This window comes from Vibrio nitrifigilis (assembly GCF_015686695.1).
GTDB classification, from domain to species: Bacteria; Pseudomonadota; Gammaproteobacteria; order Enterobacterales; family Vibrionaceae; genus Vibrio; species Vibrio nitrifigilis.
Genome location: NZ_JADPMR010000001.1, coordinates 1,835,456 through 1,861,832, shown reverse-complemented (window position 1 = coordinate 1,861,832; position 26,377 = coordinate 1,835,456). Strand labels below are relative to the sequence as shown.

At 40.2% G+C, this 26,377-nt stretch carries 41 protein-coding genes and 1 pseudogene; 39 read left to right on the top strand and 3 right to left on the bottom strand.

All coding sequences use genetic code 11. The features are described from left to right. Positions 1–12 precede the first annotated feature (12 nt). Positions 13–618 carry a glutathione S-transferase family protein gene (locus tag I1A42_RS08310; protein WP_196123197.1) on the bottom strand — a complete coding sequence of 202 codons (606 nt, stop codon included), beginning with the start codon at positions 616–618 and terminating at the stop codon, positions 13–15. 414 nt (positions 619–1,032) lie between these two features. On the opposite strand from I1A42_RS08310, the gene I1A42_RS08305 reads away from it, so the two are divergent. The 6 genes from I1A42_RS08305 to I1A42_RS08275 all read left to right on the top strand — a co-directional run bounded on the left by I1A42_RS08305 (position 1,033) and on the right by I1A42_RS08275 (position 5,393). Further along, entirely contained in the window at positions 1,033–2,031 is a 999-nt protein-coding gene (locus tag I1A42_RS08305; protein ID WP_196123196.1) for a branched-chain amino acid aminotransferase, read from the top strand. 69 nt (positions 2,032–2,100) lie between these two features. After that, positions 2,101–2,514, top strand: coding sequence for a GNAT family N-acetyltransferase (locus I1A42_RS08300; protein ID WP_161155811.1), 414 nt, complete (start codon positions 2,101–2,103; stop codon positions 2,512–2,514). Positions 2,515–2,881: 367 nt separating this feature from the next. Beyond that, positions 2,882–3,415 (top strand): hypothetical protein, encoded by a 534-nt coding sequence (locus tag I1A42_RS08295; RefSeq protein ID WP_196123195.1) that lies wholly within the window; start codon positions 2,882–2,884, stop codon positions 3,413–3,415. A gap of 129 nt (positions 3,416–3,544) precedes the next feature. Continuing rightward, on the top strand, positions 3,545–3,760 hold the full coding sequence (locus I1A42_RS08290) for a hypothetical protein (RefSeq protein WP_196123194.1): 216 nt from the start codon (positions 3,545–3,547) through the stop codon (positions 3,758–3,760). Between the two features lie 150 nt (positions 3,761–3,910). Beyond that, positions 3,911–4,672, top strand: a complete 762-nt coding sequence (locus tag I1A42_RS08285; protein WP_329604828.1) for a PhzF family phenazine biosynthesis protein — start codon at positions 3,911–3,913, stop codon at positions 4,670–4,672. A 136-nt stretch (positions 4,673–4,808) separates the two neighbouring features. Further along, entirely contained in the window at positions 4,809–5,393 is a 585-nt protein-coding gene (locus I1A42_RS08275; protein ID WP_196123192.1) for a hypothetical protein, read from the top strand. A 33-nt stretch (positions 5,394–5,426) separates the two neighbouring features. Here I1A42_RS08275 and I1A42_RS08270 read toward each other — a convergent pair whose 3' ends face one another. After that, entirely contained in the window at positions 5,427–6,689 is a 1,263-nt protein-coding gene (locus I1A42_RS08270) for an IS110 family RNA-guided transposase (RefSeq protein WP_196123191.1), read from the bottom strand. A gap of 370 nt (positions 6,690–7,059) precedes the next feature. On the opposite strand from I1A42_RS08270, the gene I1A42_RS08265 reads away from it, so the two are divergent. From I1A42_RS08265 to I1A42_RS08145, 24 genes are all read left to right on the top strand, one after another. Next, positions 7,060–7,524, top strand: a complete 465-nt coding sequence (locus tag I1A42_RS08265) for a hypothetical protein (RefSeq protein ID WP_196123190.1) — start codon at positions 7,060–7,062, stop codon at positions 7,522–7,524. Positions 7,525–7,586: 62 nt separating this feature from the next. Continuing rightward, on the top strand, positions 7,587–8,264 hold the full coding sequence (locus I1A42_RS08260) for a methyltransferase domain-containing protein (RefSeq protein ID WP_196123189.1): 678 nt from the start codon (positions 7,587–7,589) through the stop codon (positions 8,262–8,264). A 151-nt stretch (positions 8,265–8,415) separates the two neighbouring features. Then, complete coding sequence (locus tag I1A42_RS08250; RefSeq protein WP_196123188.1) at positions 8,416–9,330, top strand: hypothetical protein; 915 nt, start codon at positions 8,416–8,418, stop codon at positions 9,328–9,330. Positions 9,331–9,484: 154 nt separating this feature from the next. Then, the gene (locus I1A42_RS08240) at positions 9,485–10,027 is read left to right on the top strand and encodes a winged helix-turn-helix domain-containing protein (RefSeq protein WP_196123186.1); all 543 of its coding nucleotides are present in this window, start codon (positions 9,485–9,487) and stop codon (positions 10,025–10,027) included. Between the two features lie 144 nt (positions 10,028–10,171). Next, a complete protein-coding gene (locus I1A42_RS08235) occupies positions 10,172–10,582 on the top strand; it encodes a cytidine deaminase (protein ID WP_196123185.1) in 411 nt (136 codons plus the stop codon). 29 nt (positions 10,583–10,611) lie between these two features. Continuing rightward, positions 10,612–10,776 (top strand): metallophosphatase family protein, encoded by a 165-nt coding sequence (locus tag I1A42_RS24685; protein ID WP_230389359.1) that lies wholly within the window; start codon positions 10,612–10,614, stop codon positions 10,774–10,776. A 76-nt stretch (positions 10,777–10,852) separates the two neighbouring features. Then, on the top strand, positions 10,853–11,359 hold the full coding sequence (locus I1A42_RS08230) for a metallophosphoesterase family protein (RefSeq protein WP_230389358.1): 507 nt from the start codon (positions 10,853–10,855) through the stop codon (positions 11,357–11,359). A gap of 113 nt (positions 11,360–11,472) precedes the next feature. Continuing rightward, positions 11,473–11,823 (top strand): hypothetical protein, encoded by a 351-nt coding sequence (locus tag I1A42_RS08225; RefSeq protein ID WP_196123184.1) that lies wholly within the window; start codon positions 11,473–11,475, stop codon positions 11,821–11,823. 173 nt (positions 11,824–11,996) lie between these two features. Beyond that, positions 11,997–12,479, top strand: coding sequence for a GNAT family N-acetyltransferase (locus I1A42_RS08220; protein ID WP_196123183.1), 483 nt, complete (start codon positions 11,997–11,999; stop codon positions 12,477–12,479). 118 nt (positions 12,480–12,597) lie between these two features. Then, entirely contained in the window at positions 12,598–12,969 is a 372-nt protein-coding gene (locus I1A42_RS08215; protein WP_196123182.1) for an MmcQ/YjbR family DNA-binding protein, read from the top strand. A gap of 54 nt (positions 12,970–13,023) precedes the next feature. Further along, complete coding sequence (locus tag I1A42_RS08210) at positions 13,024–13,647, top strand: LysE family translocator (RefSeq protein ID WP_196123181.1); 624 nt, start codon at positions 13,024–13,026, stop codon at positions 13,645–13,647. 157 nt (positions 13,648–13,804) lie between these two features. Then, positions 13,805–13,957 carry an NUDIX hydrolase gene (locus I1A42_RS08205; protein ID WP_161154490.1) on the top strand — a complete coding sequence of 51 codons (153 nt, stop codon included), beginning with the start codon at positions 13,805–13,807 and terminating at the stop codon, positions 13,955–13,957. Between the two features lie 391 nt (positions 13,958–14,348). Then, positions 14,349–14,810: an IS200/IS605 family transposase gene (tnpA, locus tag I1A42_RS08200; protein WP_161153188.1), complete on the top strand. Its 462-nt coding sequence runs from the start codon at positions 14,349–14,351 to the stop codon at positions 14,808–14,810. Between the two features lie 419 nt (positions 14,811–15,229). Further along, positions 15,230–15,505, top strand: coding sequence for a methyltransferase domain-containing protein (locus I1A42_RS08195; RefSeq protein ID WP_196123180.1), 276 nt, complete (start codon positions 15,230–15,232; stop codon positions 15,503–15,505). Next, positions 15,490–16,047, top strand: coding sequence for a GNAT family N-acetyltransferase (locus I1A42_RS08190; RefSeq protein WP_196123179.1), 558 nt, complete (start codon positions 15,490–15,492; stop codon positions 16,045–16,047). Before I1A42_RS08195 ends, I1A42_RS08190 begins: the two co-directional genes overlap by 16 nt. Position 16,048: 1 nt before the next feature. Then, positions 16,049–16,588, top strand: a complete 540-nt coding sequence (locus I1A42_RS08185; protein WP_196123178.1) for a histidine phosphatase family protein — start codon at positions 16,049–16,051, stop codon at positions 16,586–16,588. Between the two features lie 75 nt (positions 16,589–16,663). After that, a complete protein-coding gene (locus I1A42_RS08180; protein ID WP_196123177.1) occupies positions 16,664–17,047 on the top strand; it encodes a hypothetical protein in 384 nt (127 codons plus the stop codon). Between the two features lie 22 nt (positions 17,048–17,069). Then, positions 17,070–17,552 carry a GNAT family N-acetyltransferase gene (locus tag I1A42_RS08175; RefSeq protein ID WP_196123176.1) on the top strand — a complete coding sequence of 161 codons (483 nt, stop codon included), beginning with the start codon at positions 17,070–17,072 and terminating at the stop codon, positions 17,550–17,552. 65 nt (positions 17,553–17,617) lie between these two features. Then, positions 17,618–18,118: a GNAT family N-acetyltransferase gene (locus I1A42_RS08170; protein ID WP_161154497.1), complete on the top strand. Its 501-nt coding sequence runs from the start codon at positions 17,618–17,620 to the stop codon at positions 18,116–18,118. A 42-nt stretch (positions 18,119–18,160) separates the two neighbouring features. Next, entirely contained in the window at positions 18,161–19,033 is an 873-nt protein-coding gene (locus I1A42_RS08165; protein WP_196123801.1) for a PhzF family phenazine biosynthesis protein, read from the top strand. A 68-nt stretch (positions 19,034–19,101) separates the two neighbouring features. Continuing rightward, positions 19,102–19,518 (top strand): GNAT family N-acetyltransferase, encoded by a 417-nt coding sequence (locus tag I1A42_RS08160; protein WP_161154499.1) that lies wholly within the window; start codon positions 19,102–19,104, stop codon positions 19,516–19,518. Positions 19,519–19,574: 56 nt separating this feature from the next. Next, entirely contained in the window at positions 19,575–20,138 is a 564-nt protein-coding gene (locus tag I1A42_RS08155; RefSeq protein ID WP_196123175.1) for a GNAT family N-acetyltransferase, read from the top strand. Positions 20,139–20,358: 220 nt separating this feature from the next. Further along, positions 20,359–21,147 (top strand): nucleotidyltransferase domain-containing protein, encoded by a 789-nt coding sequence (locus I1A42_RS08150; RefSeq protein ID WP_161154500.1) that lies wholly within the window; start codon positions 20,359–20,361, stop codon positions 21,145–21,147. Positions 21,148–21,163: 16 nt separating this feature from the next. Beyond that, on the top strand, positions 21,164–21,739 hold the full coding sequence (locus I1A42_RS08145) for a chloramphenicol phosphotransferase CPT family protein (protein WP_196123174.1): 576 nt from the start codon (positions 21,164–21,166) through the stop codon (positions 21,737–21,739). 21 nt (positions 21,740–21,760) lie between these two features. On the opposite strand, the gene I1A42_RS08140 is transcribed toward I1A42_RS08145, so the two are convergent. Continuing rightward, complete coding sequence (locus tag I1A42_RS08140; protein WP_161154502.1) at positions 21,761–22,021, bottom strand: DUF6429 family protein; 261 nt, start codon at positions 22,019–22,021, stop codon at positions 21,761–21,763. 116 nt (positions 22,022–22,137) lie between these two features. Here I1A42_RS08140 and I1A42_RS08135 point away from each other — a divergent pair, with 116 nt between their 5' ends. The 9 genes and pseudogenes from I1A42_RS08135 (at position 22,138) to I1A42_RS08095 (ending at position 26,322) form a co-directional block, all read left to right on the top strand. Continuing rightward, a complete protein-coding gene (locus I1A42_RS08135) occupies positions 22,138–22,449 on the top strand; it encodes a cupin domain-containing protein (RefSeq protein WP_196123173.1) in 312 nt (103 codons plus the stop codon). After that, positions 22,446–22,889 (top strand): GNAT family N-acetyltransferase, encoded by a 444-nt coding sequence (locus I1A42_RS08130; protein ID WP_196123172.1) that lies wholly within the window; start codon positions 22,446–22,448, stop codon positions 22,887–22,889. Before I1A42_RS08135 ends, I1A42_RS08130 begins: the two co-directional genes overlap by 4 nt. A gap of 77 nt (positions 22,890–22,966) precedes the next feature. Next, positions 22,967–23,563, top strand: a complete 597-nt coding sequence (locus I1A42_RS08125; protein ID WP_196123171.1) for a DJ-1/PfpI family protein — start codon at positions 22,967–22,969, stop codon at positions 23,561–23,563. A gap of 21 nt (positions 23,564–23,584) precedes the next feature. Beyond that, positions 23,585–24,064, top strand: coding sequence for a GNAT family N-acetyltransferase (locus I1A42_RS08120; RefSeq protein WP_196123170.1), 480 nt, complete (start codon positions 23,585–23,587; stop codon positions 24,062–24,064). Between the two features lie 119 nt (positions 24,065–24,183). After that, a pseudogene (locus I1A42_RS08115) lies at positions 24,184–24,660 on the top strand (2TM domain-containing protein). A 42-nt stretch (positions 24,661–24,702) separates the two neighbouring features. Next, positions 24,703–24,990: a putative quinol monooxygenase gene (locus I1A42_RS08110; protein WP_161154507.1), complete on the top strand. Its 288-nt coding sequence runs from the start codon at positions 24,703–24,705 to the stop codon at positions 24,988–24,990. Positions 24,991–25,107: 117 nt separating this feature from the next. Further along, a complete protein-coding gene (locus I1A42_RS08105) occupies positions 25,108–25,443 on the top strand; it encodes a zinc ribbon domain-containing protein YjdM (RefSeq protein ID WP_196123169.1) in 336 nt (111 codons plus the stop codon). A 74-nt stretch (positions 25,444–25,517) separates the two neighbouring features. Beyond that, on the top strand, positions 25,518–25,859 hold the full coding sequence (locus tag I1A42_RS08100) for an antibiotic biosynthesis monooxygenase family protein (RefSeq protein WP_196123168.1): 342 nt from the start codon (positions 25,518–25,520) through the stop codon (positions 25,857–25,859). A 73-nt stretch (positions 25,860–25,932) separates the two neighbouring features. After that, positions 25,933–26,322 carry a DUF3024 domain-containing protein gene (locus tag I1A42_RS08095; RefSeq protein WP_230389356.1) on the top strand — a complete coding sequence of 130 codons (390 nt, stop codon included), beginning with the start codon at positions 25,933–25,935 and terminating at the stop codon, positions 26,320–26,322. Positions 26,323–26,377: the final 55 nt, after the last annotated feature.

Genomic DNA, 26,377 nt, shown 5'->3' with positions numbered 1-26,377 from the left:
GTCCGAAAGTGGTTATTTGAGTGGAAAGCGTTTGAACTCTGGGGTGGCTTCAAAATGATTCGCGATGGCATTAATGGTTGGGTAATCACTGGCTTTAATCACATCAGGAATCATTAATTGAATAAAACTCCAAATAACGGTGCTCGTGATTGACACTTGATCCGCTTTTTCTGACAGGGGACGATTGCTCAATGCTATTTCCCATTCATGACACGCTGCATTTAACTGCTTGGTCACTCTCTCAATCCAAGGCTGATGTTGTTTTTCATCTGGGCGTAACTTATGTTCGTAAACGTTTTGTACGGCTTTTTCGCTAGCCGCAAGAATGAGCCCCAGAATACTCAGATCGCTCGCAAGCTTAGCTGGATCAGATGGCATTAAGGCATGGAAATCGTCAGCCAAAGATTCAAAATAATTGAGAATCAGTGTGGAATCTAACAAACGAGTTCCATCATCAAAAACGAGAGTTGGTGCTTTAACCACTGGGTTATATTCAGAAAAGCGCGCAAAATCACCAAATACTGAAAGTGGTAGACTTTCGAATTCAATCTCATACATGGCGAGGGAAACGGCGACTCGTCTGACAAAAGGTGAATCCAGCATACCTATAAGTTTCATAAACTATCCTTGCCTAAATGATAAATAAAAAGAATGAGTTAGAGCCTAATGCTCCTAGATAACCAACTTAATATAGCGAATCAACAGTGTCACGTTTTATTCAGTTGGCTGTATCGTAACCAGGTAAATACTGTAATTTTACGTTTTTGAAGAAGAATGCACCACTGATTCCACAATACTACGGGTTTTTAAAAATACGAAATTCTTATATTATTTAAATTATTGGTTTTTTGTACTGTTTTTTCTTTATTTTTAACACTTATTAACAATATCGAATAAATCGTTTGAAGGCTCTTTCTTAGCGTAGCGATCTGTTTTAGTATTTCTGCATTAAGTCATGGACATCCAATCTAACGCCTGCCCACACTTAATCGCACAACATCTTTTTATCACATTATTTAGTAGGAAATTATAATGGCGGCTTTTGGTAGCGTGTTTATGCCTAAGATGGCATTAGCAACATTCGAGGATAATAAATGGTCTGATTCGCAGATCGTACCTTCTGACAGTATTTCTCTGCATCCAGGTGCTCACGTCTTACACTATTCAAGCACTTGTTTTGAAGGCCTGAAAGCATTCCGCCACGAAGACGGTAGCGTCCACGTATTTCGAATGGACCAAAATATTGAACGTTTTGCTCAAAGTAGCAGACTTCTTGCTCTACCAGAGATCAATAAAGCTCAACTAGAACAGATGATCAAAGACATCGTTGCTGAATTTGCGGCAGATGTACCTGAAGGCCCTGGTTCTATGTACATTCGTCCAACTCACATTGGTACTGAAGCACAAATTGGTAAAGCAGCATCTGCATCCAATAGCTCAATGCAGTATGTATTACTGTCTCCTGTTGGTGATTATTTCGCTGGTGGTGCACACGCACTTCGTTTATTGCTTGACGAAGAAGGTCAGCGCTGTGCATCTCACATGGGTATGATCAAAAGTGGTGGTAACTACGCGAGTGCGTTGCGCCCAACAATTGAAGCAAAAGAAAAATATCAAGCGGATCAAATCCTGTTCTGTCCAAATGGTTACATTACAGAAACTGGCGCCGCTAACTTCCTATTGGTTGATGGTAACGAAATCATCACTAAAGCGCTGGATTCAAGCTTCTTACACGGCGTAACTCGTTCAAGTATTCTTACTCTTGCTAAAGATTTAGGTATGACTGTCTCTGAACGTGAAGTATCGACTGAAGAACTACTAGAACGTGCAGCAAAACCAGGTGTTGAAGCCATGCTTTCTGGCACTGCAGCTGTGCTTACTTCCGTTGGTACTTTCATCTACAACGGTAAAGATTACAAAGTTGGTAATGGCGACATTGGCCCAATGGCAACAAAATTGCGTAATGCACTGAACGATATTCAGTGGGGTCGAGCACCCGATACTCATAATTGGTTAACTAAAATTGCTTAATATGTAATTTTATTACCTATGAATATAAACCAGTGCTTCGGCGCTGGTTTTTTTTTTTAAAGAGGCTTAATGATAATTACTTATCCGACCATACCATCTAATGATGACTTTGAAATATTGAAACAAGGCCTTAACGGCTTTAATGAAATGCATACGGGCCATTTAGAGAAAGAGACAATTGCCTCGTTTATTAAAAATGATAACCAACAGATAGTTGGGGGAGTTTTAGGTGAAATAAAATGGGGATGGTTACATGTCCATGGTTTGTGGGTTGCCCCAAATTATCAGGCTAAGGGATATGGAACGCAGCTACTCAAAACATTGGAAGATTATGCGGTAGAGAAAGGCATACCTAGATTTCGTTTAGAAACTACGTCTTTTCAAGCGTTACCATTTTACCAAAAGCTTGGGTATGACATTTTTGGTGAACTGAGTGATTTACCTCCTGGCTATGTGAGCTACTTTTTACAAAAACGAATATAAACAATAGCTTATTTACATTAAATGTGAACGTGAATGCTATATTCGTCATGGGAATGACGACAGTTATTTGGTATAACTATATGCAACAGTTATAGTTTTATGCCTATTGTTCGTTTACGGAAGGGCGGTAGCGTGTAAAAATCCTTATAACTGTACATATATACAGTTATAAGGATTTTTACTGTGGATAGATTATAAAGACATGTTCTGTACTTTTCTGCCTTGTGGATAAAGCAAACGAGTAAACCACGAGATATCAGGAAGTTAAATTGTCCACAGGGGGAAGGTAAGGGAGATTATACAGAACCTTTCCCAAAGAATGGTTCAGTATAATAACTGTTATAAGCCCAGCGATCTGAGGAGCAAAATGGAAGTAACAGAATTACAAGTAATTGATACGGCGATCAAGATTGGATTAGGTAGCCTTATTACCTTAATCGGTACCTTTCTAGTTACGTGGTTAAACCATCGAAATGAGCGTAAAAAGGAGAGTCGCAAACGATTTTATGATTCGCTTGAATCTGTCAGCTCAAATATTGAAGAAGTAACGCATGTTTCATTATGTTACTGGGCGCTCATAATTGAATGGGTTAGAAATAACAAACAAGGCATGGGGTTGACAGAGAAACGCTCCGAAGAATTAGAGCGAACAAAGTCCGAACTGTTCGACCAGTTTAAAAGCCTGACTGTGGCTGAGTCAAAATTAATGCTCTTAGGATTAACGAACATATCAACGCAGGTTCGAGATTATGGCGAGTTCTTAAAAGATCTGCGTAGAAAATATTATGACGGCAATAAATCGTTAAATGAAAGTGATATGGATAATGTAAGGCAGGAGTTGCTTCAAAAGAGGAAAACTATTTTTGAGGCGCTAGCAAAGTCTTACAAAAAAGGCTTATAACAAAAAATTGCAATGGATGCATATAACGTCTGGCATTCTTGGTTTTAAGTTACTTGTTCTTTGTAAGAATGGTGTTCATGCACCATTGAATTAGACGTTATACAAACAAATTAAGTTAGGATTTTTTGAATGGGTTTATTTTCTCGTAAGGGTGATGATGATATTGACGCACCAGTTTTAGTCTGGGAAGAGCTAAAGAATAAAGGTGGTCCTCGTTATTCATATCGAACAAAAATTCCAGGTGGCTGGTTAATTGCTACATGTGAAGCAGATTCTGATGGTATAGGAAGCGGAGTAACTTTTATCCCAGATCCTGATCATCAATGGAATGGAAACTCTATTTGATATATTTAGAAAATCAATATGGATAGTAAGTTTGTATAACAAGTCGCTTCAATTGACAAAATACCTGTCACGAATTTTGCTTCTCAAAATGTAGCGCCAATTATTTCGCAACTGAGCTCAACGTTAAATTGCAATCGAGGGTGGTGAATTATCAAATTAGAAACATATGATGTGTTTGTTGGTGAGTCGGCTTCTGGTAACCCTTGTGGTGTATTAGAGCTTGATAGTTGGCTTTCTGATGAAGAGTTACAGAAAATAACTTGTGAAGCAGGACTTCCAGTTACCTCTTTTGTTATCAAAATTAATGGACAATATCACATTCGTTGGTTTGCGCTGGATGGGGAAATTAACCTGTGTGGGCATGGCAGCTTAGGGGCTGGTGCTGCAATTATTTCTAAGTACAAACTCGATAGTGTACTTTTCAGTAGCAAATACGGAGACGTCTCAATTGCCAAAAAGAATGGTGCGTATACTCTTGAGTTGCCTAGCTGGAAAGGTGAAACATGTGTCGTTCCACCAGAAATAGCGGATTTGGCGGTTGATGCTATTGACGTATTTTCAACTCGAGACCTAGTTATAGTCTTGCCCTCAATAGAATCTGTAAGAGTTTTTAAGCCTGATGATATGCGTTTTAAGCAGCTTGGTAAGTACCATGCTGTAATCGTGACTGCAGCGAATGGCGAAAATGGATACGTTTTAAGATATTTTGCGCCCAAAATTGGTATATCTGAAGATCTAGCGACAGGTTCTGCTCAATGCTCTTTAGCTCCATACTGGTTTGACAGGCTTGACTCAGATTCACTTCAGGTACACCAACTTTCGTCGTCAGGTGGCTATTTTAGCGTAAGGCGTATTTCAGGTGACTTAATCGTGTTGTCAGCAAATGCAAAGCTACGGAAAATAGCAATTTAACAAACTGTTCAAGAGGGATTCGCAACGCGTGGCATTTTCACTATGCGTTGGTTTTAGTGTTTAAGGTGGTATGCGGCGGCTTCGGTATTGCGTTGCTCACCCCTTAACAGGGCGTTATATCACTCGGAGGATAAAAGTGGATATTGACGATTTAATCGACTCTGTTCGCGAAATGATATCTGATGTGGCAATTGAAATTGACCTCGATGAAGAACTTTACCCAATAGTCTCAGTTACAAATAGCAGCGACTATAACTCCGTAATTGATAGCTTATATATGTTAGAAGATACTCAACTAGCTAAGCATGCATTTGTCGCACGTAGCAATGAACTGTCATTTGGTGAGTTGTACCTATATTTTTATGGTGTTTTAAATTCAATTTATATGCAGCAACAAGCTATATTAGTCATTCTTAGAAAGATGGGGATTAGCTTTGATGCTAACGAATTGCGTCAATGTAAAGTCTTCGATATTCGTAATAGTTTTGCTGCACATGGAGCCAATCGTGGTGGTCGGGGAGAAACTGAACATAGCTTCATTTTGGATAGGCATGCTTTACAAATAGGTAAAGTCAGTGGTTACTCAGCAAATCATGATCAGGGTGATGTATTTCACGATGTTTATGTGTCGGATCTTTTATCCGAATGGGATAAAGTGCTATCAAAGCACCTAGGCTTTATCCATTCAAAAGTAAAATACAATGTTGAGTACGTAATATAACAACACGCCCTGAGATGGACAACAAGTAAAATTTTAGCCATTTAATGCGTAAGTGAGAAGTTGTGATCCCTTTGCTTTTAAAGACTCTAAATACTTAGTTTCGTCATACGGTGTACTGGTTTTCCAGCATCGAAAAGCAATTCTAATCCACTTAAAAGCGAGTGCTCTTATCGCTGTATTATGTGGTTTTCCTTTCTCGATTTGTTGCTGATAAAACGCTTTTGCCCAAAATGAAAAACGGACAGAAAGCCCAGCCCATTCGATAAACGTTTGTCTCAAGAATTTAGGGCAACAGTATCGCCAGTGAGTCCATGATTTTTTCCCACTGCGTTCAATCACAGGAGCAATACCAGCATATTTTTGTAGCTCAGCGGCATTATTGTATCGTTGTCTGTTAGTTCCAAATGCAACGAGTAATCTGGGGGCTAATTGAGGGCCAGCACCAGGGAAACTATCGAAAATAGCACGATCTTTTTGGGCTTTATAGCGTTGTTTTATGTCTTTATCAATGGCGGTAATAGCTCTGATGAGCAGGCGTAATTGTTCGATACAGATGATAACCATGAGCGTGTTTGGGGCAATAATGCCTTGGTCTTGAGTGAGCGTCACTGCCGATTTTATCTGTTCAACTCGACGCTGATTACGTTCTGGATAGTGGGCATTATGAGCGTTGAAAAACTTAAGTAAAGTGGATGGTCTCGCTTGTTGTGCTCGCTCAAGTGTGGGCCACTGAGTAATAAAGTCACAGAAAATTTCGGTGTCTTTTTCTTTAAACCATTCAACAGGTTGTGGGTAGTATTCTTTAAGTAGTGCAGTGATTCGGTTGGTTAAATCGACACGATTTTGCACGAGTTTTCGCCGTCCTTCGACTAACCGGGTAATGGCTCGGATAGAAGGTTGATCTGGAACAAGAGGCGAGAATTTATCCATATTTCGTTGGAGTAATTCGGCAATAATGAATGCGTCGGTCGGGTCATCTTTAGCCCCACTACTGGCAAAAGCTTTGCGGATGTTAGAGACGGTAGTTGGATTGACGGGAAACAAAATGATGTGATCGTATTGCTCTAAGGCATAAATGAGAGGCCCTTTTTTTAACTCACAAGCGATGGCGATTTTTTGGTTTGGAAATCGCGATTTGAGTTGTGTAGCCCAATCATGAATGGCATTAGGTTTGGATGAAATGACATAAAAAGTCGGTGAAGTTTGGTTAGGAAGAATTTCACAAATATCATGTTTTTGGTCAGCCCAATCAATGCCGATTAGAACAGGAAAATCGGATGGAGAGAACGCTTTCATGGTGAGCCTCCGAAGAGTAAATTAGAATTTGGAACGTGCTGAAAACTCGTTTCTCGCAGATATTATAGAGAGTCGGTGGAACGGCAGTCCCTGAGTATGCGTGATGAAATCGAGTTGCCTCTACTGGTTCGAATGTATTGTTATGAGCATCGAATGCTTTTCGCATGCATATTCGTAATCAGTAGAAGCATGTTCCACCTTTCATTGGTTTTGGTAAACCAGAAGTTGTGGAATGGAGTAACTATAATCCACTGCAATTGACGCAGTTAACACTGGCAATTGTGGTTTAAAGTAATTTGTTCGCTTCACTACCAGCGTTGTGCGCAATTGAGTGGGGCGTTAGTTGTTTTAATTAAGCTTCGGAGAAAAAATGGATTCACCATTAGAAAGAATTGAAAGTTGGTATCAAGCCTTACCTCTAGATCATAAAATCGATCTTGCATATATAGTTGCTTCTTGTTGCCCGGGTTTTGAACTCATTGATTTGTCGTTAGATTCAGACAATATACCAACTGAATTTATCAGAATAATGTCTAGTGTTCGTGGCGATATAATGCGTGAAATTGGTATGATTCTGATGCTTAGAGGTGTTATTGAATATTTTATTATTTCACGAAGATCCGATCCTGATGGTTGGAAAGATAATAAAAACATGATGGAAGAATTAGCTATCAAAACTAATTCAGATAACTTCAGACAAAAAGCGCAAGAAATGGAATTTCGCGGAAAACAATGGCTATCTAGTTGTGAGAAATGGTTTGGTTTAAGAGAGCAAATTTCAGATCAGAATCTTGGTCAATACGAAACACAACAACTAACAAGTCGAATCAATTGACAAAATAATTGGCACGTCATTTTGCAACTGTTCTCAGCGTTACAAGGATTAAGAAAGTCCGAATGGAATTGAAAAATATAGTACCGTGGGGGAGATCTTTCCAAGAATATAAAAAAATGTTCTGCCTTACTGATCAAGATATTACCAAGTCAATACTTGGCTGTGGTGATGGTCCGGCATCATTTAATACGGTACTCACTAAACGGGGTGGTTCTGTTATTTCAATTGATCCCACATACAGCTTTTCACGCGAACAATTAAAAACCAGAATTGCAGAGGTATATGATGAAATCATGCCTCAAATGGAAGAAAACCAAGATAACTATATCTGGGATTCCATAGCATCTGTAAAAGAACTTGGTGAAGTTCGAATGTCAGCGATGGAAGCTTTCTTAGTTGACTATGAGCGGGGTAAAGAAGAAAAAAGATACATAGAAGCGGCGTTACCGTCTTTGCCCTTTGAGTCTGGTCAATTTGATCTTGCTGTTTGTTCTCACTTCCTGTTTTTATACAGTGAACAAATAAATCTACAGCAGCATTTAGACGCAATACAGGAGCTTACCCGTGTTGCAAAAGAGGTTCGAGTTTACCCCTTAGTCACTCTTAAAGATAATCTTTCGCCACATCTAGAAACAGTTATTAATCATCTATCTAAGCTTGGTATTAAGTGCGAATTAGTCGATAGTGAGTATAGGTTTCAAAAAGGGGCCCATAAAATGTTGGTGGTAAAATCCTTGTAACAAACTGTTCAAGAGTGATTCGCAACGCGTGGCATTTTTACTATGCGTTGGTTTTAGTGGTTAAGGTGATATGCGGGAGCTTCGGTATTGCGTTGCTTACACCTTAACAGGGCGTTATATCACCTGGAAACTCAGCAGGTTAGGGGCAATAATGAGAATAAAATTAGATATAAAATCGAACGCAATAGATAGTTTTAACGAAGCACTGGCTAAGCTAGAGAGTGCTCAAAATGGTGATGACAAGGGTTATAAATTTACAATCCTGCACTTGTCCCATGCGATTGAACTTGTTTTGAAAATGTATTTACAAAGCCTTGATGAAAACTTGGTTTTTTCTAAGTGCTATAAAAAAGTAAAGCAACGAGCATCAGAAAAGAAAATAGATCTTTTGGCAGCGTACTATGAGTTAGAAAAAGAAGACTTTGATTTCGAAGCTGTAGTGGCTGGTCACGACAATCCATTTACCGTTAACGTAAGTGATGTGTTGGCTATCGCCAAACACGAAACTTGTTCAATCACCGGTAACCATTTTGTTGATCAAGACTTTATTGATGATATTGACTGGATGAAAGGGATTCGTAATGCCATTGAACACTTTCAGTTTGAATTCACGGTAAAGGAAGTTCGCTTGTGCATTGGTCGATTAGTTCGAGGGTTAGATGAATTTGCAGACGTGTTTTCGTTATTCAACTTAGAAAAGGAAGTTGGAAAGCATTGTTACGACACTTTTAAGGTACTGGCTGACGAATATGAGCACGCCTTAGCAGAAGCGCATATGGATGTGCATGAAGCAAAGGAAGCATTATTCAGAGGCACTCGACCTAAGCACCAAATGTTTATTGAGTGGAATGAGTACTATTGTGAAGAGTGTCATAATCAAACAATTATCCCTGATAGTGAATCGCCTACAGGTTATAAATGTACATTCTGCGGGAATGAAGAGTCAGGGCAAATTGAAGTAGACTGTGACGTTTGTGGCTTACCTTGGGCTAATGAAGAGATGTCGTATTGGGATGAAAATTTAGTGAACGTTTGCCCTCGTTGTGAGAACCCTGAGGCTTGGTGATATAACAATCTGTTTAAGAGTGATTCGCAACGCTTGGCATTTTTGCTATGCGTTGCGTTTTGTGTTTAAGGTGGTATGCAGGAGCTTCAGTATTGCGTTGCTCACACCTTAACAGGGCGTTATGTGCTTGGTATCAAAATTAAATTGGAGAGTTATGAAAGTAAGTAACCCATTGACAATAATTGCCATTTTTGCAGGTGTAGCTGAAACATTAGCCACAGTTGCTTTGGTGAAGCTACCATTAGAGATTCAAGCAATTTTTGTTTACTTTGTCATGGCGTTTCCTATGGCGATAGTACTGTTATTTTTCTTTGTTCTATATTTCAAAAATATTGTTTTATATGCCCCAAGCGACTTCGATGACCAGAATCATTACCTTCAGGCGAACAACTTAAAAGAGAAGGTGGATCATCAAATGGACGAAATTTTTGCCTCTATTAACCAACGTGGCGCAAAGTTATCCCAGGAAGATCTTGAACGAGCAAAATCAGAATTGGCTAAAACTATTACCAAGGAAACCATGCCGGCTCGAATGATGGATATTTTGGATACAATAGGTAAAGGTAGTTATTCGGCAAGGGGGATTGCTAGTGAACTAGGTTTGGCTCCCTCTACGGTTATAACTTACCTAATGCGTCTCGAGAAAGACGGCTTGGTTGAAAAAGATAGTAGTAACATTTGGAAACTACGCACATAACAAACGCTTCAACCTGACTTCCAACCTATGGCGTTTTTGGTTCGGTTTGGCTTTTGTGATTACAGTGGCCCTTTTGAGTGTGGTGCAGTTGGCAGCAAGTTAAGTGGACGTCATAGCGCACAATAAAATTGAATATGGATAGTCATGGATGATATAGGAAAAGAGCTTTATCAAGCAGCAGTAGAACTAGTAAATATACGATATCCTTCGGGGTGGGGCGGTGCTGCGGCTGTTAGAACAGAGTCAGGAAAAATATTAACGAGTATTGCCCCTGATACTAAAAATGATGCTCTTTCATTGTGTATGGAAGTAGGAGCTTACTTAGAGGCTCACAAACTCAATGAGCGAGTGACCCACTCTCTATGCCTGTGTCGTGAAAACGAGAACGACGAGTTTCTAATCTTGTCACCATGTGGGATTTGCCAAGAGCGTTTAGTTCACTGGGGCGGGGACGTCAAAGCAGCAATTACGACACCAGATAATGCATTGGTTTTCAAAACTATACGTGAGTTAATGCCTCATCATTGGTCACTTGTAAACGGCAAAGCGCTATAACAAGGCTTTATGAGCACAGGAAGTGTATAGTGGAAAAATTTGCAATATTGTCAGATATTCATAGTAATGTTTTTGCGCTTGATGCTGTGGTTCAGGATGCGAGAGTAAAAGGAGTTACTGCTTTTATTAACCTTGGCGATATTCTATATGGGCCAATAGCGCCGGGCAGACATATGATTACTTGCAATCATTGAACCTTATAACTATATCGGGAAATCAAGACCGGCAGATATATGAAGCTACAGAAGGTGAAATAGCATCAAATCCACAATGCAATTCATTCTGAATGAGTTGGGACAAGAACCATTAAGTTGGTTGAAGCAATTACCGTTCGACTTGCAAATCACCACGGATATTTATGCATGTCATGGAACACCGAGAGACGACCTTGAGTATTTGTTGGAAGACATTCGTACTGGAAAACCAATAGTTCGGACTGATTGTGAAATCATTGAAAGACTAGATGGCATATCCTCTCCAATTATAGTTTGCGGTCATACCCATACACCAAGATGTGTTGAACTATCGACAGGGCAAATAGTCATCAACCCTGGTAGTGTTGGTTTGCAGGCCTACACAGATGACGAACCAAATGTTCACTCAATGCAAAACTATTCGTCAAAAGCTTCTTATGCAATATTGCAGCAAACTTCTGAACAAAAGTGGGACATTGCTTTTCATCGGGTAACGTATGACGTTGAAAGGGCGATAAATGCAGCCCGCAAGCAAGGCAGAAATGACTGGGTTCACTTTCTGTTCACGGGGCGGTGCTTATAACAATCCACTGCAATATACGAAGTCAATTACAGCAGTTGTGATTTAAAGTGATTTGTTCGCTTCACTCTTGCGTAGTGCGCAATTGAGTGAGGTATTATACATAAGGTAGAGTAATGGAAGATAAGGCAAAAATAATTGAATTATTAATGGTTGAGGCGCTAGATCGTATAGTGATGATCGCGCCTTTAGTAAAGGAAGTAGAAGGTCTAGATCGCAAGAAGAACGTTCAACGCGTGGGTCGTGCTATTTGTGAACTACACGATATGAGATATGACATTTATTCTATATATCCTCAGCTGAAGCCCGTGATCGCCAAAGAAATTGACGAGCTAGGCTACGAGCTGTACGGAGAAAAGCAAAAAGAACTTGAAGGTGCCTATCTTGCAGAAGAGGCAGGTGATATAGAAAAAAGCGAAGAAATTATTTCGATCCATTTTGGAAAAACACCAATCAGGTACTTTTAGAATGCAGGCTGAAGCAGGCTTGTATAGGTGCAGCCAAGTAAATGCATAACCTGTTGGTCAAGCAGACTCTCAATGCTTCGCATTTTAATGCAAAAACTCTACTAACTGAGTGACGATTGGAAATTATTTGCTTGGTTAAACGTTTAACAGCCCTAGCATTAAATGGAGAATAAATGAATAAAATTGAGATTAGGAATGCAACTATAAATGATGCATCTACCATATTAAGATTTATTAATGAGTTAGCCACTTACGAAAAATCGCAGCAGTCAGTAAAAGCTAAAATTGAAGATATAGAGCAAAGTCTTTTTTCGAAAGAATCAACAGCTCATGCGATCATTTGTTTGGTTAATAATGAACCAATCGGTTTTGCGGTATATTTTTACAATTACTCTACGTGGTTAGGTAAAAACGGACTTTACCTTGAAGATTTATATATATCGCCGGAATATCGACAGATTGGTGCAGGTAAAGCAATTCTAAAATATTTAGCAAAGCAAGCCGTTGCTCGAGGATGTGGTCGTTTCGAGTGGTGCGTATTAGATTGGAATAAGCCAGCAATTGAGTTTTATGAATCAATAGGTGCTAAAGCTCAAGATGAGTGGGTAATTTACCGTTTAACAGGTGAATCACTAGAGTCTTTCGCGTGTGAATAATCGCAAAACAAAATGTTGCAATTGACTTCGTTTCGTACTGACAGGAATTTGGGTTCTATAAATTAGCGCCAGCAGTCAACAATTGACCTACACGTTATGAACTCTTGGGAAAATAAGCATGGGTCACAAAGAATTCAATCAATTTTGCAGTTCATTACGAGCCACGACCCATGTAGTTCAGTGGGGTGGGTCTGATGTATGGAAGGTCGGTGGTAAAGTATTCGCCATTGGTACCAAAAGTAAAAATGGAGTCCCCGCATTTACGTTCAAAACCTCTGATCTCAATTTCGAATTCTTGCGAGAATCTGAGGGCTATATTCCAGCGCCATACTTTGCCAGTCGAGGTATGAAATGGATTCAGCAAGTAGGCAATTCAGAAAAACTAAACGAGGAACTAAAGTATTATTTATCAGAGTCCTATCGTATAGTTTCACAAAGTTTAAGTAAACGTAAACAAAAGGAATTGGGCTTAATAACAGCCAAGTCTTAACCTCGCTCACAACAAGTCGCTCAGCGTTATGTTTTATCAAGGAGAAAGGAGAACATGTCTATACATATATGGTTAGCATTTGTACTAACAGCCAGTTTAATTCTTATTGTACCTGGGCCATCGATTATTTACGTTGTGGGGCAATCTCTGAAACATGGGCGCAGAGCTAGTTTGCCGCTATCAATAGGAGTAATACTCGGAGATGCATTATGTATTGCATTATCTCTGTTAGGTTTAAGTGTATTTTTGTCGGTGTTTTCAACAGCGTTTATTTTGATAAAATACTTAGGTGCAGGCTATTTAATATACTTAGGTGTAAAAATGTTTAGTTCTAGCTCAACAGTAAGCCCTCAACAAATTGACTCATCAGATTTTGATTCAAAAAAATTATTTAAAGATGTTTTCTTGGTGAATGCTTTAAATCCTAAAGGTATAGTTTTTTATTCTGCATTTATGCCTCAATTTGTCGTTTCTCAAAGTAATGTAGTTTATCAGTTTTGTATTTTGGCGCTAACTTTTTTATGCCTAGCGTTTATTAACGTTACTTTTTATTCTTTCTTGGCGTCTAAAACAACCCAATTGTTTAAAAAAGCTAAGTTTCTAAGAGCATTTAATGTAACCGGTGGGTTGTTTCTTGTTGGCGCTGGCCTATATACAGCGACAGTTAAAAGAAATTAATTATATCGAGTAAAAAACAAAACGTTCTAATTGACCTTCTACTGTAACGAATTTTTGTTCCCCAAATTAGCGCTAGCAGTCGTGAGTTGAACTAAAAGTTATATTTTGCAGAGGAAAAGTTGCGGAATCTGAAGAGATCGTTCCTGAATGGCACAGTATGAGTGACATACCATTTGACAGAATGTGGGATGACAGTAGTTATTGGTTGGAGCAGATTTTAAACGGTAAAGAAATATGGTGTCAGTTTACTTTCAACCAAGAACTGAAAGTAGAAAACTGGATTCAACAGGAACTTAATAGCAATACTTAGTTAACAAATAAAGGTGTAGGACGCGAAAGAGTTTAAGCGCTATGAAAAAGGAAATGCCAATGACCGAGCTATTTAACACTAGAGAATCGGGCGTTAAGGAATTTATGTATCGGCGATATACAGTTCCATATCTAAACGGGAATACAAATCTACCTCAAGGGATTATGGGGGCTGCTTTCAAGTTGACTAGAAGTGAGGAGATGGAGTTAGCCGATAAGGAGCTTTTGTTGGAAAAGCTTCAATTATTGTGCAAAGAAAACCCCCAGCTAGGCTGGGGGTTCCGTCGAGCTTATAGCTATAAGTCAGTTATAAAACCCCTTTCAATTTGTTAGAAATATCTTGTGGTCTGGCAACTACAAGAGTTAAACAAAAATTGAAAGGGGGTCCCAATATGGGGGACGAGAAGAGCTTAGCTCACACAAGATGGAACTGTAAATATCATATAGTATTCGCACCCAAATATAGGAGACAGGTGTTCTACGGGGAAAAACGTCGAGCAGTTGGAGAGATATTGCGAAAGTTATGTGAATGGAAAAATGTGAATATACTCGAGGCGGAATGCTGTAAAGATCATGTACATATGCTTTTAGAAATTCCCCCGAAGATGAGTGTTTCGGGTTTTATGGGCTATTTAAAAGGTAAAAGTAGTTTGATGCTTTACGAGCGATTTGGTGATTTGAAATTCAAATACCGAAATCGAGAATTTTGGTGCCGGGGCTATTACGTTGACACAGTAGGTAAGAATACAGGCAAAATCCAAAATTATATCAAGCACCAATTGGAGCAAGATAAAATGGGAGAACAACTGTCGATCCCATATGCAGGAAACCCGTTTACGGGTCGCAAGAAATAGTTGTATGCAAATGTCAGATCACTATGCGCCTGCTAGGGCGCTGCTAGTAGGAGAGCCTTATAGGCGCATATGAAAAACCTCCGGCTTTGCCGGAGGATTCTTTTTTTTCAAGATTCGTTGCCGACTCCAGACATATTTGATTCAGATCGAAATAAGAAGGCTATATGCTGGTTCAAGCCAACGGCCCATTTATTTATTGACGCGGTTGAAGAAGTTAAATTAATCACTGAGAAATATATTAGTCCAATACAGCTTCATGAATCTGAGAATATTGGTGAAATTGTGTATGAAGATGAATATCAGGTTATGGCAATACCTTAACAATCGCAAGCAGCCAGACCATTCTGGGCTTTGGACTAAAAATTCACTGGCGTTCATTTTTAGCCGCGGTCGCGGAGGTTAGCTATCAAGGATAGGTTATGGAGTCTAATTATTTAATTCATGATGAAATATATACTCGAGTTAAAAATGCAGGTTTAACTGGATGGGGAGGTAACGAAAGAATTGCTCATGAGTCAGAGTTTATTGAAAGAGTTCTTTCACTCAAAGGTATTCCTACTAAGGGGAAGCTTCTTGAACTAGGTTGCGGAGAAGGACATTTAAGTCGTTATTTTACAAAACTAGGATATGAAGTAACAGGAGTCGATATTTCATCTTATGAGGCACAAATAATTTCAAAATGGAATTCAATATAAGAGAAGCAACTTTAGACGATGTTTCAGCAATATCGGTTTTAGGTCGTATGACATATAAAGAACACTTTGCTGATATTTGGAATGACAGTGAGAGCTTTTTAAATGCTGATTTTTCAATTGAAGCGATTAAATCGTGTATCAATTCGCCATCAAGTCATCGCTATCTACTCGCCTTTAGAAATAATATGTTGGTAGGTTTTGCCAAATTGAACATTAATTTTGAGCTGAATGGTATGGGTAAGCCATGCATTGAATTGCAAAAAATCTATGTAAAAAAAGATAGTGTTGGCAATAATCTCGGTTCAGCGTTAATTGAGCGCGTAGTGGAACTGGCATCAGAACTCAATAGCAAATACGTATGGCTGGATGTGTTAAAAAACAACGTACAAGCCCAGAAATTCTATCAACGACATCAATTTGGAATCGTTGATGAGATAGCTTATAAAACTGACAAGTATGAGATAGGAATGTTTGTTATGGTCAAACGGTTAAAAAACACCGCTGTTTGCGGCGTTAGCCAAGCAGAGGATACATCTAACTAATATGGAAATAATTTTTGTAAGACATGGCATTCCTGATTATTCCTTATGTGACGAACGAAAAATGACCCAACTTGAAAAGGACTATGCGCCACTTAATCGAGATGGAATTCCTGCAATTTGTGCCACCGCAGAAGAATTACGTACTGAAAATGCGCAAGTCATTATCTCGTCACCCTACACCAGAGCATTGCAAACAGCAGAAATTCTCAATCGAAGCTTGGGATTAGAATTATTCGTTGAACACGATTTGCGAGAATGGCGTGCTGACTTATCTGGCGGTTATATCGAACTATCAGAAAGAGATCGCCGTTGGCACGAGCATAGAGATACGTTAAAACACAACATACATCCGCAAGATATTCCTTATGAATCTTGGATGGAGTTAAAAGCCAGAACAGAGAAGGTACTCAGACAATATAACGAATATTCGAGAGTAGTTATCGTGTCTCATTTCAACGTTTTTGAAAGCTTGGCCGGTTACCAAGAACACGGGTTAAGTTGTGGTAGTTATAGATATTTAAAGCTGGAAGAAACTGGCTAACAGCCAGTGCAATTGACTGGAACGTTATTAAGCTATTCAAATTTACGCATTTAAACTGCGACAAGGAGGTCTGATTTGAAAGATTTATGTATTGTTCAGGATTCGGATCCAACGATATTAATTGAAGTCGGCGAAGCACTGGGTAATTCTGGAGTGAATATTGAAGGTTTAAGCTTATCCACATTAGGCAACAAGTCGGTTGTGCATTTTCTTGTCAATGATGAGCAAGCGGCAATAAAAGCGTTAGAACCAACAGTGCTAGACATTGAGTCAGTATCTGATGTTTTCATTCTGTTCAAAGACCAAAAGCAAGTGACGGGTAAACCAGGTTCATTCGGTGGTATTTGTAAGTTACTGACCGATAATGGTTTAACGATCAAATTTGGATATCCAGCTGAGAATAATCGTTTTGTATTTGGTGTGGATAACATAGTAAAAGCCAAGCAATTACTAGCTTAGTTTTATAATGAACGTGGTAAATATGGTTATTAACTGTAGAGTTTTGGAAAGTGATGATGTGCCTTCTTATCGTGACATCCGGCTTGAGAGTTTAAAATTGCATCCAGAAGCTTACGGTTCCAATTATGACACTGAGCGTAAAAAGTCAGAGTTATTTTTCGAAAGTCAGATCAAAAATCAAAGTTCGGAAAACCTGATGATAGGAGCATTCCATCACTCTATGCTTGTGGGATTATGCGGACTAATAACGATAGAAAATGATCAGTTTTCAATCGTGCAAATGTATGTAAAAAGTGCATATAAAGGGCAAGGTATCGGCCAAGCTTTACTCTCTAAGGCGAAATCCTTGTTGTTACAATATCAACGTTCAGGCTTAGTATTAACGGTTTATGAACATAACAAGCAAGCCCTAAATTCATATATTCAAGCTGGCTTTCAAGAGACTTCGCGCCGAGAAAATGAAATTGTCATGCAATTCGGTCACGGTGTTCTGTTGGTATCGTGACGTAATCATCATAGATAAATTCATTATTTTTAATAAGTTATAAATAGCGTTAGGAGTGTAGGTGTATGGCTTTGGTCGTAAGACAAGTTATTCTCGACTATGCTCAAGGTATTGTCGATGTCTTAAATCCCATCATTGAAGAGGGATTGTATACAGTATTAGATACACCGTTCTCCGCTAAACAAGAAAAAGAGTTTATTGCTCATTTTCCTAAGCAAGGCGTATTTACTGTTGCTTTGAATGAAGACCAAACGAACGTGTTGGCTTTTCAAAATATTGAGCCATTTGCTTCTTATACAAAAGCGTTTAGTCATGTTGGTGTAATTGGTACCTTTGTTGATGAAAGCTGCCGAGGTCAAGGCATCTCTAAACAACTTTTTCAATCCACTTTTGATGTGGCGAAGAAAAAAGGATATGAGAAGTTGTTTGCTTATGTGCGCAGTGATAATGAGCGTGCTTTGGCGGTGTATCGTAAACAAGGGTTTGAAGTGATTGGCACTGCGAAAAAACACGCGAAGATTGCGGATCAATATATTGATGAAATTTTGATAGAAAAATTCTTGTAATGAGCCATATCGAAATCGAATTTAAAGGATCATTTTAAGTTGATGAACATTGAGGTTGTGTTAGTGAATGCCTTTACCGTTAATAGTAAGGGCGGTAACCCTGCGGGAGTGGTGCTAAATTCCGACTCCTTATCTGAGAAGCAAAAGTTATTAATCGCACAGGAAGTCGGATACTCCGAAACCGCATTTGTCTCACATGGAGAAGAAGCTGATTTTCACGTGTCTTTCTTTACCACAACGGGAGAAGTAGACTTTTGCGGCCATGCAACACTGGCTACTTTTGCCACCCTCTATCAGAAAGGGGTGATCACTCCGGGAAGCTATACACAAAAAACCAAAGCGGGTTTGCTGGCTGTTAATGTCGAAGCAAATGGCCAAGTTATTATGCAGCAAACCTTGCCTAAGTATTTAGGAACGTTCGATTATGCAACCATTTCTCCATTTATTGGTATCGATGCGATGCAACTTGCCACAACTCAACTGCCGATAGAAGTCATATCGACGGGGTTAAGCGATGTGATTGTTCCTGTGCCGACAGGCATGCTTGAGCAACTGAAAATTGATGAGCGTGGGTTAAGTGATTTTTGTCAAAAACATCAACTCGTGGGGATTCACGCTTTTGAGCTTAGTCTCGAACATGATGATATTACTGCCAGTTGCCGAAACTTTGCTCCTTTATATGGCATTCCCGAAGAATCAGCGACGGGTAGCGCCTGTGGCGCTTTAGCCTGTTATTTAACAAAACATATCTACCGTTCTACACATAATCACTTTCGTTTTGAACAAGGTCGGGCGATGAACTGTACATCGCACATTACCGCGACAATTGAGCAACAAGATCAATTAATCACTCAGGTATTAGTGGGTGGAGCGGCTAGTGTCATTGGCGTTAAAACCATTGATTTGACGATTTAACGATAAGGTGTGGGGATTGTGAATTCTGCACCTTTAAAAAATAACAAGTAACTAAGAGGAACCATTCTGTGGAAATCGCTTTGAGTCTTGAACCACGTTCAGAGGATATCGACGCCATTTATCAAGGGCTGGGTGGTTATAATCAGAAATTTGTTCCAGAGATAACCGATGAATCATTCGCTCTCCTAGTTCGCAACGATCTTGGAGAGGTGGTCGGTGGATTGACAGGGTTTATCTATATTAGTTGTGTGCAAATTCGTTTTCTGTGGCTTGATGACGCACTGAGAAAACAAGGGGTTGGTAGTCAACTTATGGCGCAGGTAGAACAGCTTTGTGAGCAACGAAACATCTCAAACATAGCAGTCGATACCTACACGTTTCAGGCACCTACTTTTTATGAAAAGCATGGTTATCAAGAGATTGGTCGGTATCCTGATTATTTAGTGCCAGGAATAGATAAAATCTTCTATTACAAAGTGCTATAACCATTTTATTGCGCTTTGCATTAGTGTATTGCTGCCTTTATTAACGGAACCACTTGATGGAAAACGATAGAATCCAGTTAACACCGCCCTCAATACATGAACTCGATGCTATGTACGAAGTCATCGATCGTAACCGTCAATCATTACAACGTTTTTTGCCTTGGGTAACGCCCTCATTTGCCAAGCAAGATTTACTTAATAATACCGAGCAAGCGAGACAGGATTACGACCAATTTTCTGGAGAGTTCTGGTTTAACATTTTGGCAAAAAGCACTGGTAAGTATCTCGGAGCGATAGGATTTATTATTCGTGATAAAAATGTACCGTATTTTGAAATAGGGTATTGGTTAGATCCTGATTGTGAGGGAAAAGGTATTATCAGTGAGGCGATTGCGTTAGTCGAATCGTTTGCGTTTGAAACCCACGGTGCAAAACGTGTTGAGATAAAAATGGCGGCGACCAATCGCAAAAGTACTGCCGTTGCAGAGCGTTGTGGTTACCTTTTCGAGGCTCGCTTAATGAATGCGAGGGTATTACCGAGTGGCGTCGTAGATGATACATTGTTATGCCAAAACGAGTTCATAACTCTCTTCTACGCTTGCAAAAATTTATTATCTTAATGAATCAACAGCAGAAATATTGAGTTCATTCCCTTTTCAGTATATGTTTCGGTGCCCGTGTTTAAAGGAATAAAAGAAGATAAGTGGTCGATGAAAAGAGTCAATGTGGTTGGAACGAGTGGAACTGGTAAATTAAATCGCCTCTAAAACGAGACAAGATTCGATAGTTATTCGCAGCGGCGATATCGTGTGCATTTATCACTAATACTAGGACTGAACAGTGACAGATATGATCAATCAGGGATTGGACCCACTTGGTTATATTACCAATCCGTATTCGGCAGACCATATTCAAGAAGAATTTAAGCCAGTGGTTGCGGGAGCGATAGCCGCTCTGCAAGTTGAGTTTCCTAATAAAATTCACAGTATCTACTTATACGGCAGTATCGGTCGTGGCAATGCGATTGTTGGTCAATCAGATTTGGATATGTCGCTGGTGTTTCACTCACCATTAACAGCCCAAGATGCCGAGCAATTAATGACGCTTGCGATCCAGTTAAGTGGACGTTTCTCAACAGTGACGAAGATCGATTTTGATCCCGGGCATGTGGAAGAAGTCCTAGACGCTCAAGAGACCTATCGTTGGCACTTTTGGCTCAAACATTGTTGCTGCTGTGTCTGGGGGGACGATCTCTCGGTAGGCTTTGCTAAACATAAACCGAGTGTCCATATTGCGCACGCGCTTAATGAAGATTTAGATGGCTTCATGGATAGGTTGCCAGCTAAAGGATTGGTGGCTCCAGATATTGCAAACAAAGTGGTGGCGAAAAAACTCATTCGCTCTGCTTATTACCTCATAGCGCCACAAGATCAAAGTTGGTACACCGATATTCATGATTGTGTGCATGCAGCTTACCCGTATTATCCAGCTTATCGCCATGAGCTAGAGTGGGCGCTGCAACTCGCTACCCAGGGAGTCAGTACATCAGGTACTTGTATTGAGCTTTTTCAGGCATTTGCCCCACACTTGATTGAGTGTTATCAACGGCAGTTATCTGTGAATCAGTAAGGACATAATCAATACTATGGATGTGGTTATTTTAAATGGCGCGAGTAGCTCTGGTAAAAGTTCGATAGCAAAAGCGCTACAAGCCATATTGCCGGATTACTATTTGCATATGGGCATTGATACGTTTATTGCGATGATGCCGGAGAAAAGTAATGCGCTTAGCCGTGCTGATGAGCCGAGTGATGGGTTTTATTGGCAAACTCAGCAACACGCAGCGGGAACAGTTAAACGAATCTGCAGCGGTACTTATGGGAAACAGGTCAATCGTGCTTATCATTCTACCGTGAAACACTTAGCTAACTCGGGCCTGAAAGTGATTGTGGACGATGTCATGAATGGTGAACAAGAACAGCAGGCGTGGTTATCTGCATTAGTAGAGGTAAAGCACATATTTGTCGGTGTCATGTGTGATGAGCATACTTTGGCTCAGAGAGAACGGTCACGTCCTGATCGAATTAATGGCTCTGCAATAGAGCAAGCTTGTCGTGTTCATCAAGGCGTCACCTACGATATTACTGTGTCTACTAGTAAGCACACAGCAAATGAGTGTGCCCAACTGATCCGAGATTTTATCTTTAGCTCTCGTCCCTGATTTTACCCACTCAATATGATGCTATTGATTCTTTTGAGTACTATTCATTAAGAGTGTTTCAAACAGCGCTTCAGCTTTGCTGACGCCTTCTGGCGTTACCACAACGGATTTATTTTTGTTCACCGGATCATCAATCAATCCTTGTTGGTAAAGATAATCCATCACTTCAAAATCGATGCCTTTCCAGGCCCGGCATGATGTATCAAACTCTGATTGGTCGTGAAAGGTAAGGTACATCAATGCCAAGGCAAATTCCGCAGCTTTATCAATATCATAATCCATTTAATTTATTTCCTAATTGATGATACGTTAACCAATAGGATTTCAATATACGCCTAGTTACATTAAATGCGAACACAATAAGTGCGTTAAAACGCACTCTCTAAAGGGAGTTAGGTTTGGAGATTACGCGCAGCAAAGAGTTTACTGCCAACCGAGCATGGGGGGCGAAAGACATTGCATCCATGAATGGAATAACGACGCGGTTGCATTGGACAGACCAACCTTACAAATGGCACATCAATGATGGTGAAGAAGTGTTCGTTGTATTAGATGGGATAGTGAAGATGTTGTTTAAGCAAGAAGGACAAGAGCACTCAACCTTATTGCACGTCGGAGATATTTTCTACGCGTCAGTAGGCACAGAACATGTTGCTTACCCTCAGGGAGAAGCGCGTATCTTGGTCATAGAGAAAGAAGGCAGTGTATGAACATACAAATCGGCAATGATGCTTATCTCATCGCTCAAGCACAGCAGATTAGGCATTCGGTATTTGTTATTGAGCAGGGGATCCCACAAGCATTAGATGATGATGGTTTCGATAGTGATGCGCTGCATGCATTAGTGACATCCCATGGCGAAGCGATTGCTACAGCAAGGCTAGTGATTGATGAGTATCAACAGGCTGTATTGGCGCGGGTGGCGGTAGTGAAAGCGTATCGCGGTTTAGGTATAGCTGCCAAAGTGGTGCAAGCACTGCTGACTCATGCGGATAAATTAGGCGTTACTCACACAGAAGTTCACGCGCATGAATATCTACAACATTATTACCAACAATTTGGCTTCCGCTATGTCGCTCCTGTAGAAATAGTCGGGGATCATCAGTTGATCGAAATGGTGCGTCCGCACGCTACGATGGATGCAGAATGATTTGTTTAAATGGGATACGCCCTGGGGTTCTCTCATTGATTGTTGCATTCGAAAAATAAAGATTTAAAGGGACTGATATGGATATCGCGATTCTGACATTTGATGGATTCAATGAATTGGACTCGTTGATTGCAGCGAGCGTATTGGGGCGAATGAGCCCGTTTGACTGGAATATACAAATTACCTGTCCGAGTGAATCGGTGACATCGATGAACGGTATTGTAGTCACTGCGCAGCAACCACTCGAGTTCGCGAACACAGCCGATGTGGTTTTAGTAGGTAGTGGAACTAAAACTCGGGAGATTGTAAACGATCGCAATATTATGAATCGCCTATCTCTTAATACAGAAACACAACTTATTGGTGCCCAATGTTCAGGGGCGTTGCTGCTCGCTAAGCTTGGTTTGTTGGCGGATATCCCTGTTTGTACTGATGTAACGACTAAACCGTGGGTAATCGAATCGGGTGTCACTGTGTTAGATCAGGCTTTCTATGCTGCTGGTAATATGGCGACGGCTGGTGGGTGTTTGTCGTCACTTTACTTATCTGCTTGGGTTATTGCTAAATTATTTAGCATCGAACAGGCACAAGCGATTATCGATTACGTTGCTCCTGTCGGAGAAAAGCCCCAAACCGTTGCGCGATGTATGTCGGCAATTACCCCATACCTTTAATGTGATAGGTATAGAAGAGTTATGACGACACTTAAATTTGCTGCTATCAATCTAAAGCGAGACTTTCTCTTTTGTTTGGCTGCTCGGCGCGATTCCTATTTTTGCAGCTTTCATACGGACGAAGGCTATGAAGCATCCTTAGCGGGTTATCGCGAACGTATTGAGCAATGTTTATTGGATCCTCGTTGGTACTATTTGCATGTTTGGTTGGGTCACACCCTGATTGGGCAGTTGGAGTTTCGCACGTTTTACGATGAACCAGAGGTAGGCTACGTTCAATTGTTCTATTTATTACCTGAGCATCGAGGGCAAGGGTTAGCCAGTCAGTTACATGCATTGATTGAGGAAACACTGCGCGATGCAGGATGCACTCAAGTACAATTATCAGTCAGTCGCACTAATCCTACTGCTCTGCGGTTTTATCATCGTCACGGATGGCGTTTTTACCAGCCTAATCCAAAACATCAAGAGACGGATTTCTATCGACTTCAGTTAGTATGATGCTTGATTTTGTTATCTAACTGGCTGAAATATATATGATGTCGCTGCGCTGTCGGGTGAATGTCACGGTGAGTTTTTTATTGCCATGTTAGATTATGTTATTTGAACGTACAAAGGAAATGGTGTTGATCAAACAACGTCGCTTGCAAAAAGGCTGGTCTCAAGAGCAACTGTCCCAATTCTCGGGATTGAGTGTTCGTACAATTCAACGTATAGAGAGAGGCCAAAAGCCCAGCCTAGAATCTCTAAAATCCCTTGCTGCTGTGTTTGAAATCAGTATCGCAGAGCTGCAACTTAGTGATACAGCAGCGCTTCATAGCGATAGTGCGGTAATCAGTGATGAACAGTAAAAAGTGGAGAAGAAGGTTCAGGCCATCAAAGGTTTCTATTCCAGTCTGGTGACCTATGTGATTGTTATTGCAGCGCTGTTTGTCGTGAATATATTAACCAATCCTCACTATATTTGGGCTGTGTGGCCAGCATTAGGTTGGGGGATTGGTATTGTCATTCATGGCTTAAATGCATTTCAGTTAGTGAATCTTTTTGGCCCTCAATGGGAGAAAAAACAAATTGAAAAGCGCTTAGGGCGTAAATAGTGGTTGAGAGTGTATATAAAATAGATCGTAAGGAATTGAGAGTTGCAGAGTATTATTTTACAAGGATATATCGTTGTTCCAGGAGCAGAATTGGCTGCCGTACAAGCTGAACTGCCGACACATATTGCGTTAACACGCGCAGAAGCCGGCTGTATCGAGTTTCACGTTACGCCCCATCCTGAACAAGCGTGCAGGTTTGATGTGTATGAAGTTTTTGTCGATCAAGCCGCTTTTATGGCTCATCAACACCGGGTTAAGCAATCTCATTGGGGACAAGTGACGAAAAATGTCGCTAGACATTACAGTGTCACAGGCTTGCAGGAGGCATAGATGTCCAATAATGTGTTGAATCTAGCTTAATAGACTCTTCGAGACTTTATGGTAACGCGATAGAAAACATGTCACTCTATGTACTGGTACTGTGTTTATATAGAGAAGTATATTGTTATGTCGTTTCCTCCTTGTCCAAATTGTCAGTCTGAGTATGTCTATCAAGATCAAGCGCATTTGATTTGTCCTGAGTGTGCTCATGAATGGAATCCTGACGAAATCGCGCAAGATAATGCCCTTAACGTTAAAGATGCAAATGGTACTTTGCTTGCTGAAGGTGACAAGGTCACTTTAGTTAAGGATTTGAAAGTAAAAGGTAGCTCTCTTGTTTTAAAAATCGGGACGAAAGCGATCATTCGTCGGATTGTTGAAGGCAAAGATCATCAGCTTGATTGTAAAGTTGATAAAGCGGGCGAGATGATGGTGACGGCAGCCTTCGTCAAGAAAGCGTAACCCTGCCGTAACGATGAATATAAATAACGCCTCACGATGAGGCGTTATTTTTATAAGAAAAGGAGAATCCCACTGTGTCTTTAATCGCTCAAACACCACAACCCCCTTATTATGCTGTTATTTTTACCTCACTCCGTAGTGAATTAACGCAGGGGTATCAAGCTATGGCCGAAAGAATGTTGGTATTAGCTCAGCAAGAACCTGGTTTTTTAGGCGTGGAATCTGCACGAGAAGACGTCGGTATTACAGTGTCGTATTGGCAAGATCTTGATTCGATACAACGTTGGAAAACCAATATTGAACATCTTGAAGCACAAAAACTTGGCCGTGAGAAATGGTATACCAGTTTTAAAACGCGCATTGCTAAAATTGAACGTGATTATGAATTTATCGCGTCTGACAATCAGGTTGGTTAGCGAATAACATGCTCTTTTGACTAGCATTGCTGTATTTTAGGTGTACTTCCTCACTGATATCTCGGTACACTACATGCATTCTAATAATGAGCAATTCTGTCGTATAGAGGTAGTGATGGCATTTTCTGAATTTGAACAAAAACGCTACGAAAAAATGATGAGTCAGTATATTGAATCTCGTCGGCCTGAACCTAAAATTCGCAATAAGGTTGATTTAAGTTTTCGAGTTTACGACTACAGTGTTGAAGTCTTTGAAGTTCGTCCCCATTGGAAAGATGCAAGCGTGATCCAAACCCATTCGATTGCCAAAGCCACATTTGTCAACACTCAACAACATTGGAAGATTTTTTGGATGCGCTCTGATCTAAAATGGCATACTTATAAGCCTGACCCAACCGTCGATCGCTTGGAAAGCTTTATTGAAGTGCTTGAAACCGATGAAATGGGGTGTTTTTGGGGATAGGTTTTTTTGACCGCTCGCTTATAAAGCTGGTGGATGTTTAGTAGTGCAAAAGGAA

Coding starts and splice junctions, on each gene's coding strand:
- I1A42_RS08215 (WP_196123182.1), top strand. CDS start 12,598: ATGGGTCACAAAGAATTCAATCAATTTTGCAGTTCATTACGAGCCACG.
- I1A42_RS08210 (WP_196123181.1), top strand. CDS start 13,024: ATGTCTATACATATATGGTTAGCATTTGTACTAACAGCCAGTTTAATT.
- I1A42_RS08270 (WP_196123191.1), bottom strand. CDS start 6,689: ATGAAAGCGTTCTCTCCATCCGATTTTCCTGTTCTAATCGGCATTGAT.
- I1A42_RS08235 (WP_196123185.1), top strand. CDS start 10,172: ATGGATGATATAGGAAAAGAGCTTTATCAAGCAGCAGTAGAACTAGTA.
- I1A42_RS08300 (WP_161155811.1), top strand. CDS start 2,101: ATGATAATTACTTATCCGACCATACCATCTAATGATGACTTTGAAATA.
- I1A42_RS08140 (WP_161154502.1), bottom strand. CDS start 22,021: ATGGATTATGATATTGATAAAGCTGCGGAATTTGCCTTGGCATTGATG.
- I1A42_RS08175 (WP_196123176.1), top strand. CDS start 17,070: ATGGTTATTAACTGTAGAGTTTTGGAAAGTGATGATGTGCCTTCTTAT.
- I1A42_RS08095 (WP_230389356.1), top strand. CDS start 25,933: ATGCATTCTAATAATGAGCAATTCTGTCGTATAGAGGTAGTGATGGCA.
- I1A42_RS08105 (WP_196123169.1), top strand. CDS start 25,108: ATGTCGTTTCCTCCTTGTCCAAATTGTCAGTCTGAGTATGTCTATCAA.
- I1A42_RS08130 (WP_196123172.1), top strand. CDS start 22,446: ATGAACATACAAATCGGCAATGATGCTTATCTCATCGCTCAAGCACAG.
- I1A42_RS08125 (WP_196123171.1), top strand. CDS start 22,967: ATGGATATCGCGATTCTGACATTTGATGGATTCAATGAATTGGACTCG.
- I1A42_RS08265 (WP_196123190.1), top strand. CDS start 7,060: ATGGATTCACCATTAGAAAGAATTGAAAGTTGGTATCAAGCCTTACCT.
- I1A42_RS08250 (WP_196123188.1), top strand. CDS start 8,416: ATGAGAATAAAATTAGATATAAAATCGAACGCAATAGATAGTTTTAAC.
- I1A42_RS08220 (WP_196123183.1), top strand. CDS start 11,997: ATGAATAAAATTGAGATTAGGAATGCAACTATAAATGATGCATCTACC.
- I1A42_RS08295 (WP_196123195.1), top strand. CDS start 2,882: ATGGAAGTAACAGAATTACAAGTAATTGATACGGCGATCAAGATTGGA.
- I1A42_RS08205 (WP_161154490.1), top strand. CDS start 13,805: ATGAGTGACATACCATTTGACAGAATGTGGGATGACAGTAGTTATTGG.
- I1A42_RS08170 (WP_161154497.1), top strand. CDS start 17,618: ATGGCTTTGGTCGTAAGACAAGTTATTCTCGACTATGCTCAAGGTATT.
- I1A42_RS08310 (WP_196123197.1), bottom strand. CDS start 618: ATGAAACTTATAGGTATGCTGGATTCACCTTTTGTCAGACGAGTCGCC.
- I1A42_RS08185 (WP_196123178.1), top strand. CDS start 16,049: ATGGAAATAATTTTTGTAAGACATGGCATTCCTGATTATTCCTTATGT.
- I1A42_RS08230 (WP_230389358.1), top strand. CDS start 10,853: ATGCAATTCATTCTGAATGAGTTGGGACAAGAACCATTAAGTTGGTTG.
- I1A42_RS08240 (WP_196123186.1), top strand. CDS start 9,485: ATGAAAGTAAGTAACCCATTGACAATAATTGCCATTTTTGCAGGTGTA.
- I1A42_RS08290 (WP_196123194.1), top strand. CDS start 3,545: ATGGGTTTATTTTCTCGTAAGGGTGATGATGATATTGACGCACCAGTT.
- I1A42_RS08195 (WP_196123180.1), top strand. CDS start 15,230: ATGGAGTCTAATTATTTAATTCATGATGAAATATATACTCGAGTTAAA.
- I1A42_RS08225 (WP_196123184.1), top strand. CDS start 11,473: ATGGAAGATAAGGCAAAAATAATTGAATTATTAATGGTTGAGGCGCTA.
- I1A42_RS08190 (WP_196123179.1), top strand. CDS start 15,490: ATGGAATTCAATATAAGAGAAGCAACTTTAGACGATGTTTCAGCAATA.
- I1A42_RS08155 (WP_196123175.1), top strand. CDS start 19,575: ATGGAAAACGATAGAATCCAGTTAACACCGCCCTCAATACATGAACTC.
- I1A42_RS08260 (WP_196123189.1), top strand. CDS start 7,587: ATGGAATTGAAAAATATAGTACCGTGGGGGAGATCTTTCCAAGAATAT.
- I1A42_RS08120 (WP_196123170.1), top strand. CDS start 23,585: ATGACGACACTTAAATTTGCTGCTATCAATCTAAAGCGAGACTTTCTC.
- I1A42_RS08165 (WP_196123801.1), top strand. CDS start 18,161: ATGAACATTGAGGTTGTGTTAGTGAATGCCTTTACCGTTAATAGTAAG.
- I1A42_RS08305 (WP_196123196.1), top strand. CDS start 1,033: ATGGCGGCTTTTGGTAGCGTGTTTATGCCTAAGATGGCATTAGCAACA.
- tnpA (WP_161153188.1), top strand. CDS start 14,349: ATGGGGGACGAGAAGAGCTTAGCTCACACAAGATGGAACTGTAAATAT.
- I1A42_RS08145 (WP_196123174.1), top strand. CDS start 21,164: ATGGATGTGGTTATTTTAAATGGCGCGAGTAGCTCTGGTAAAAGTTCG.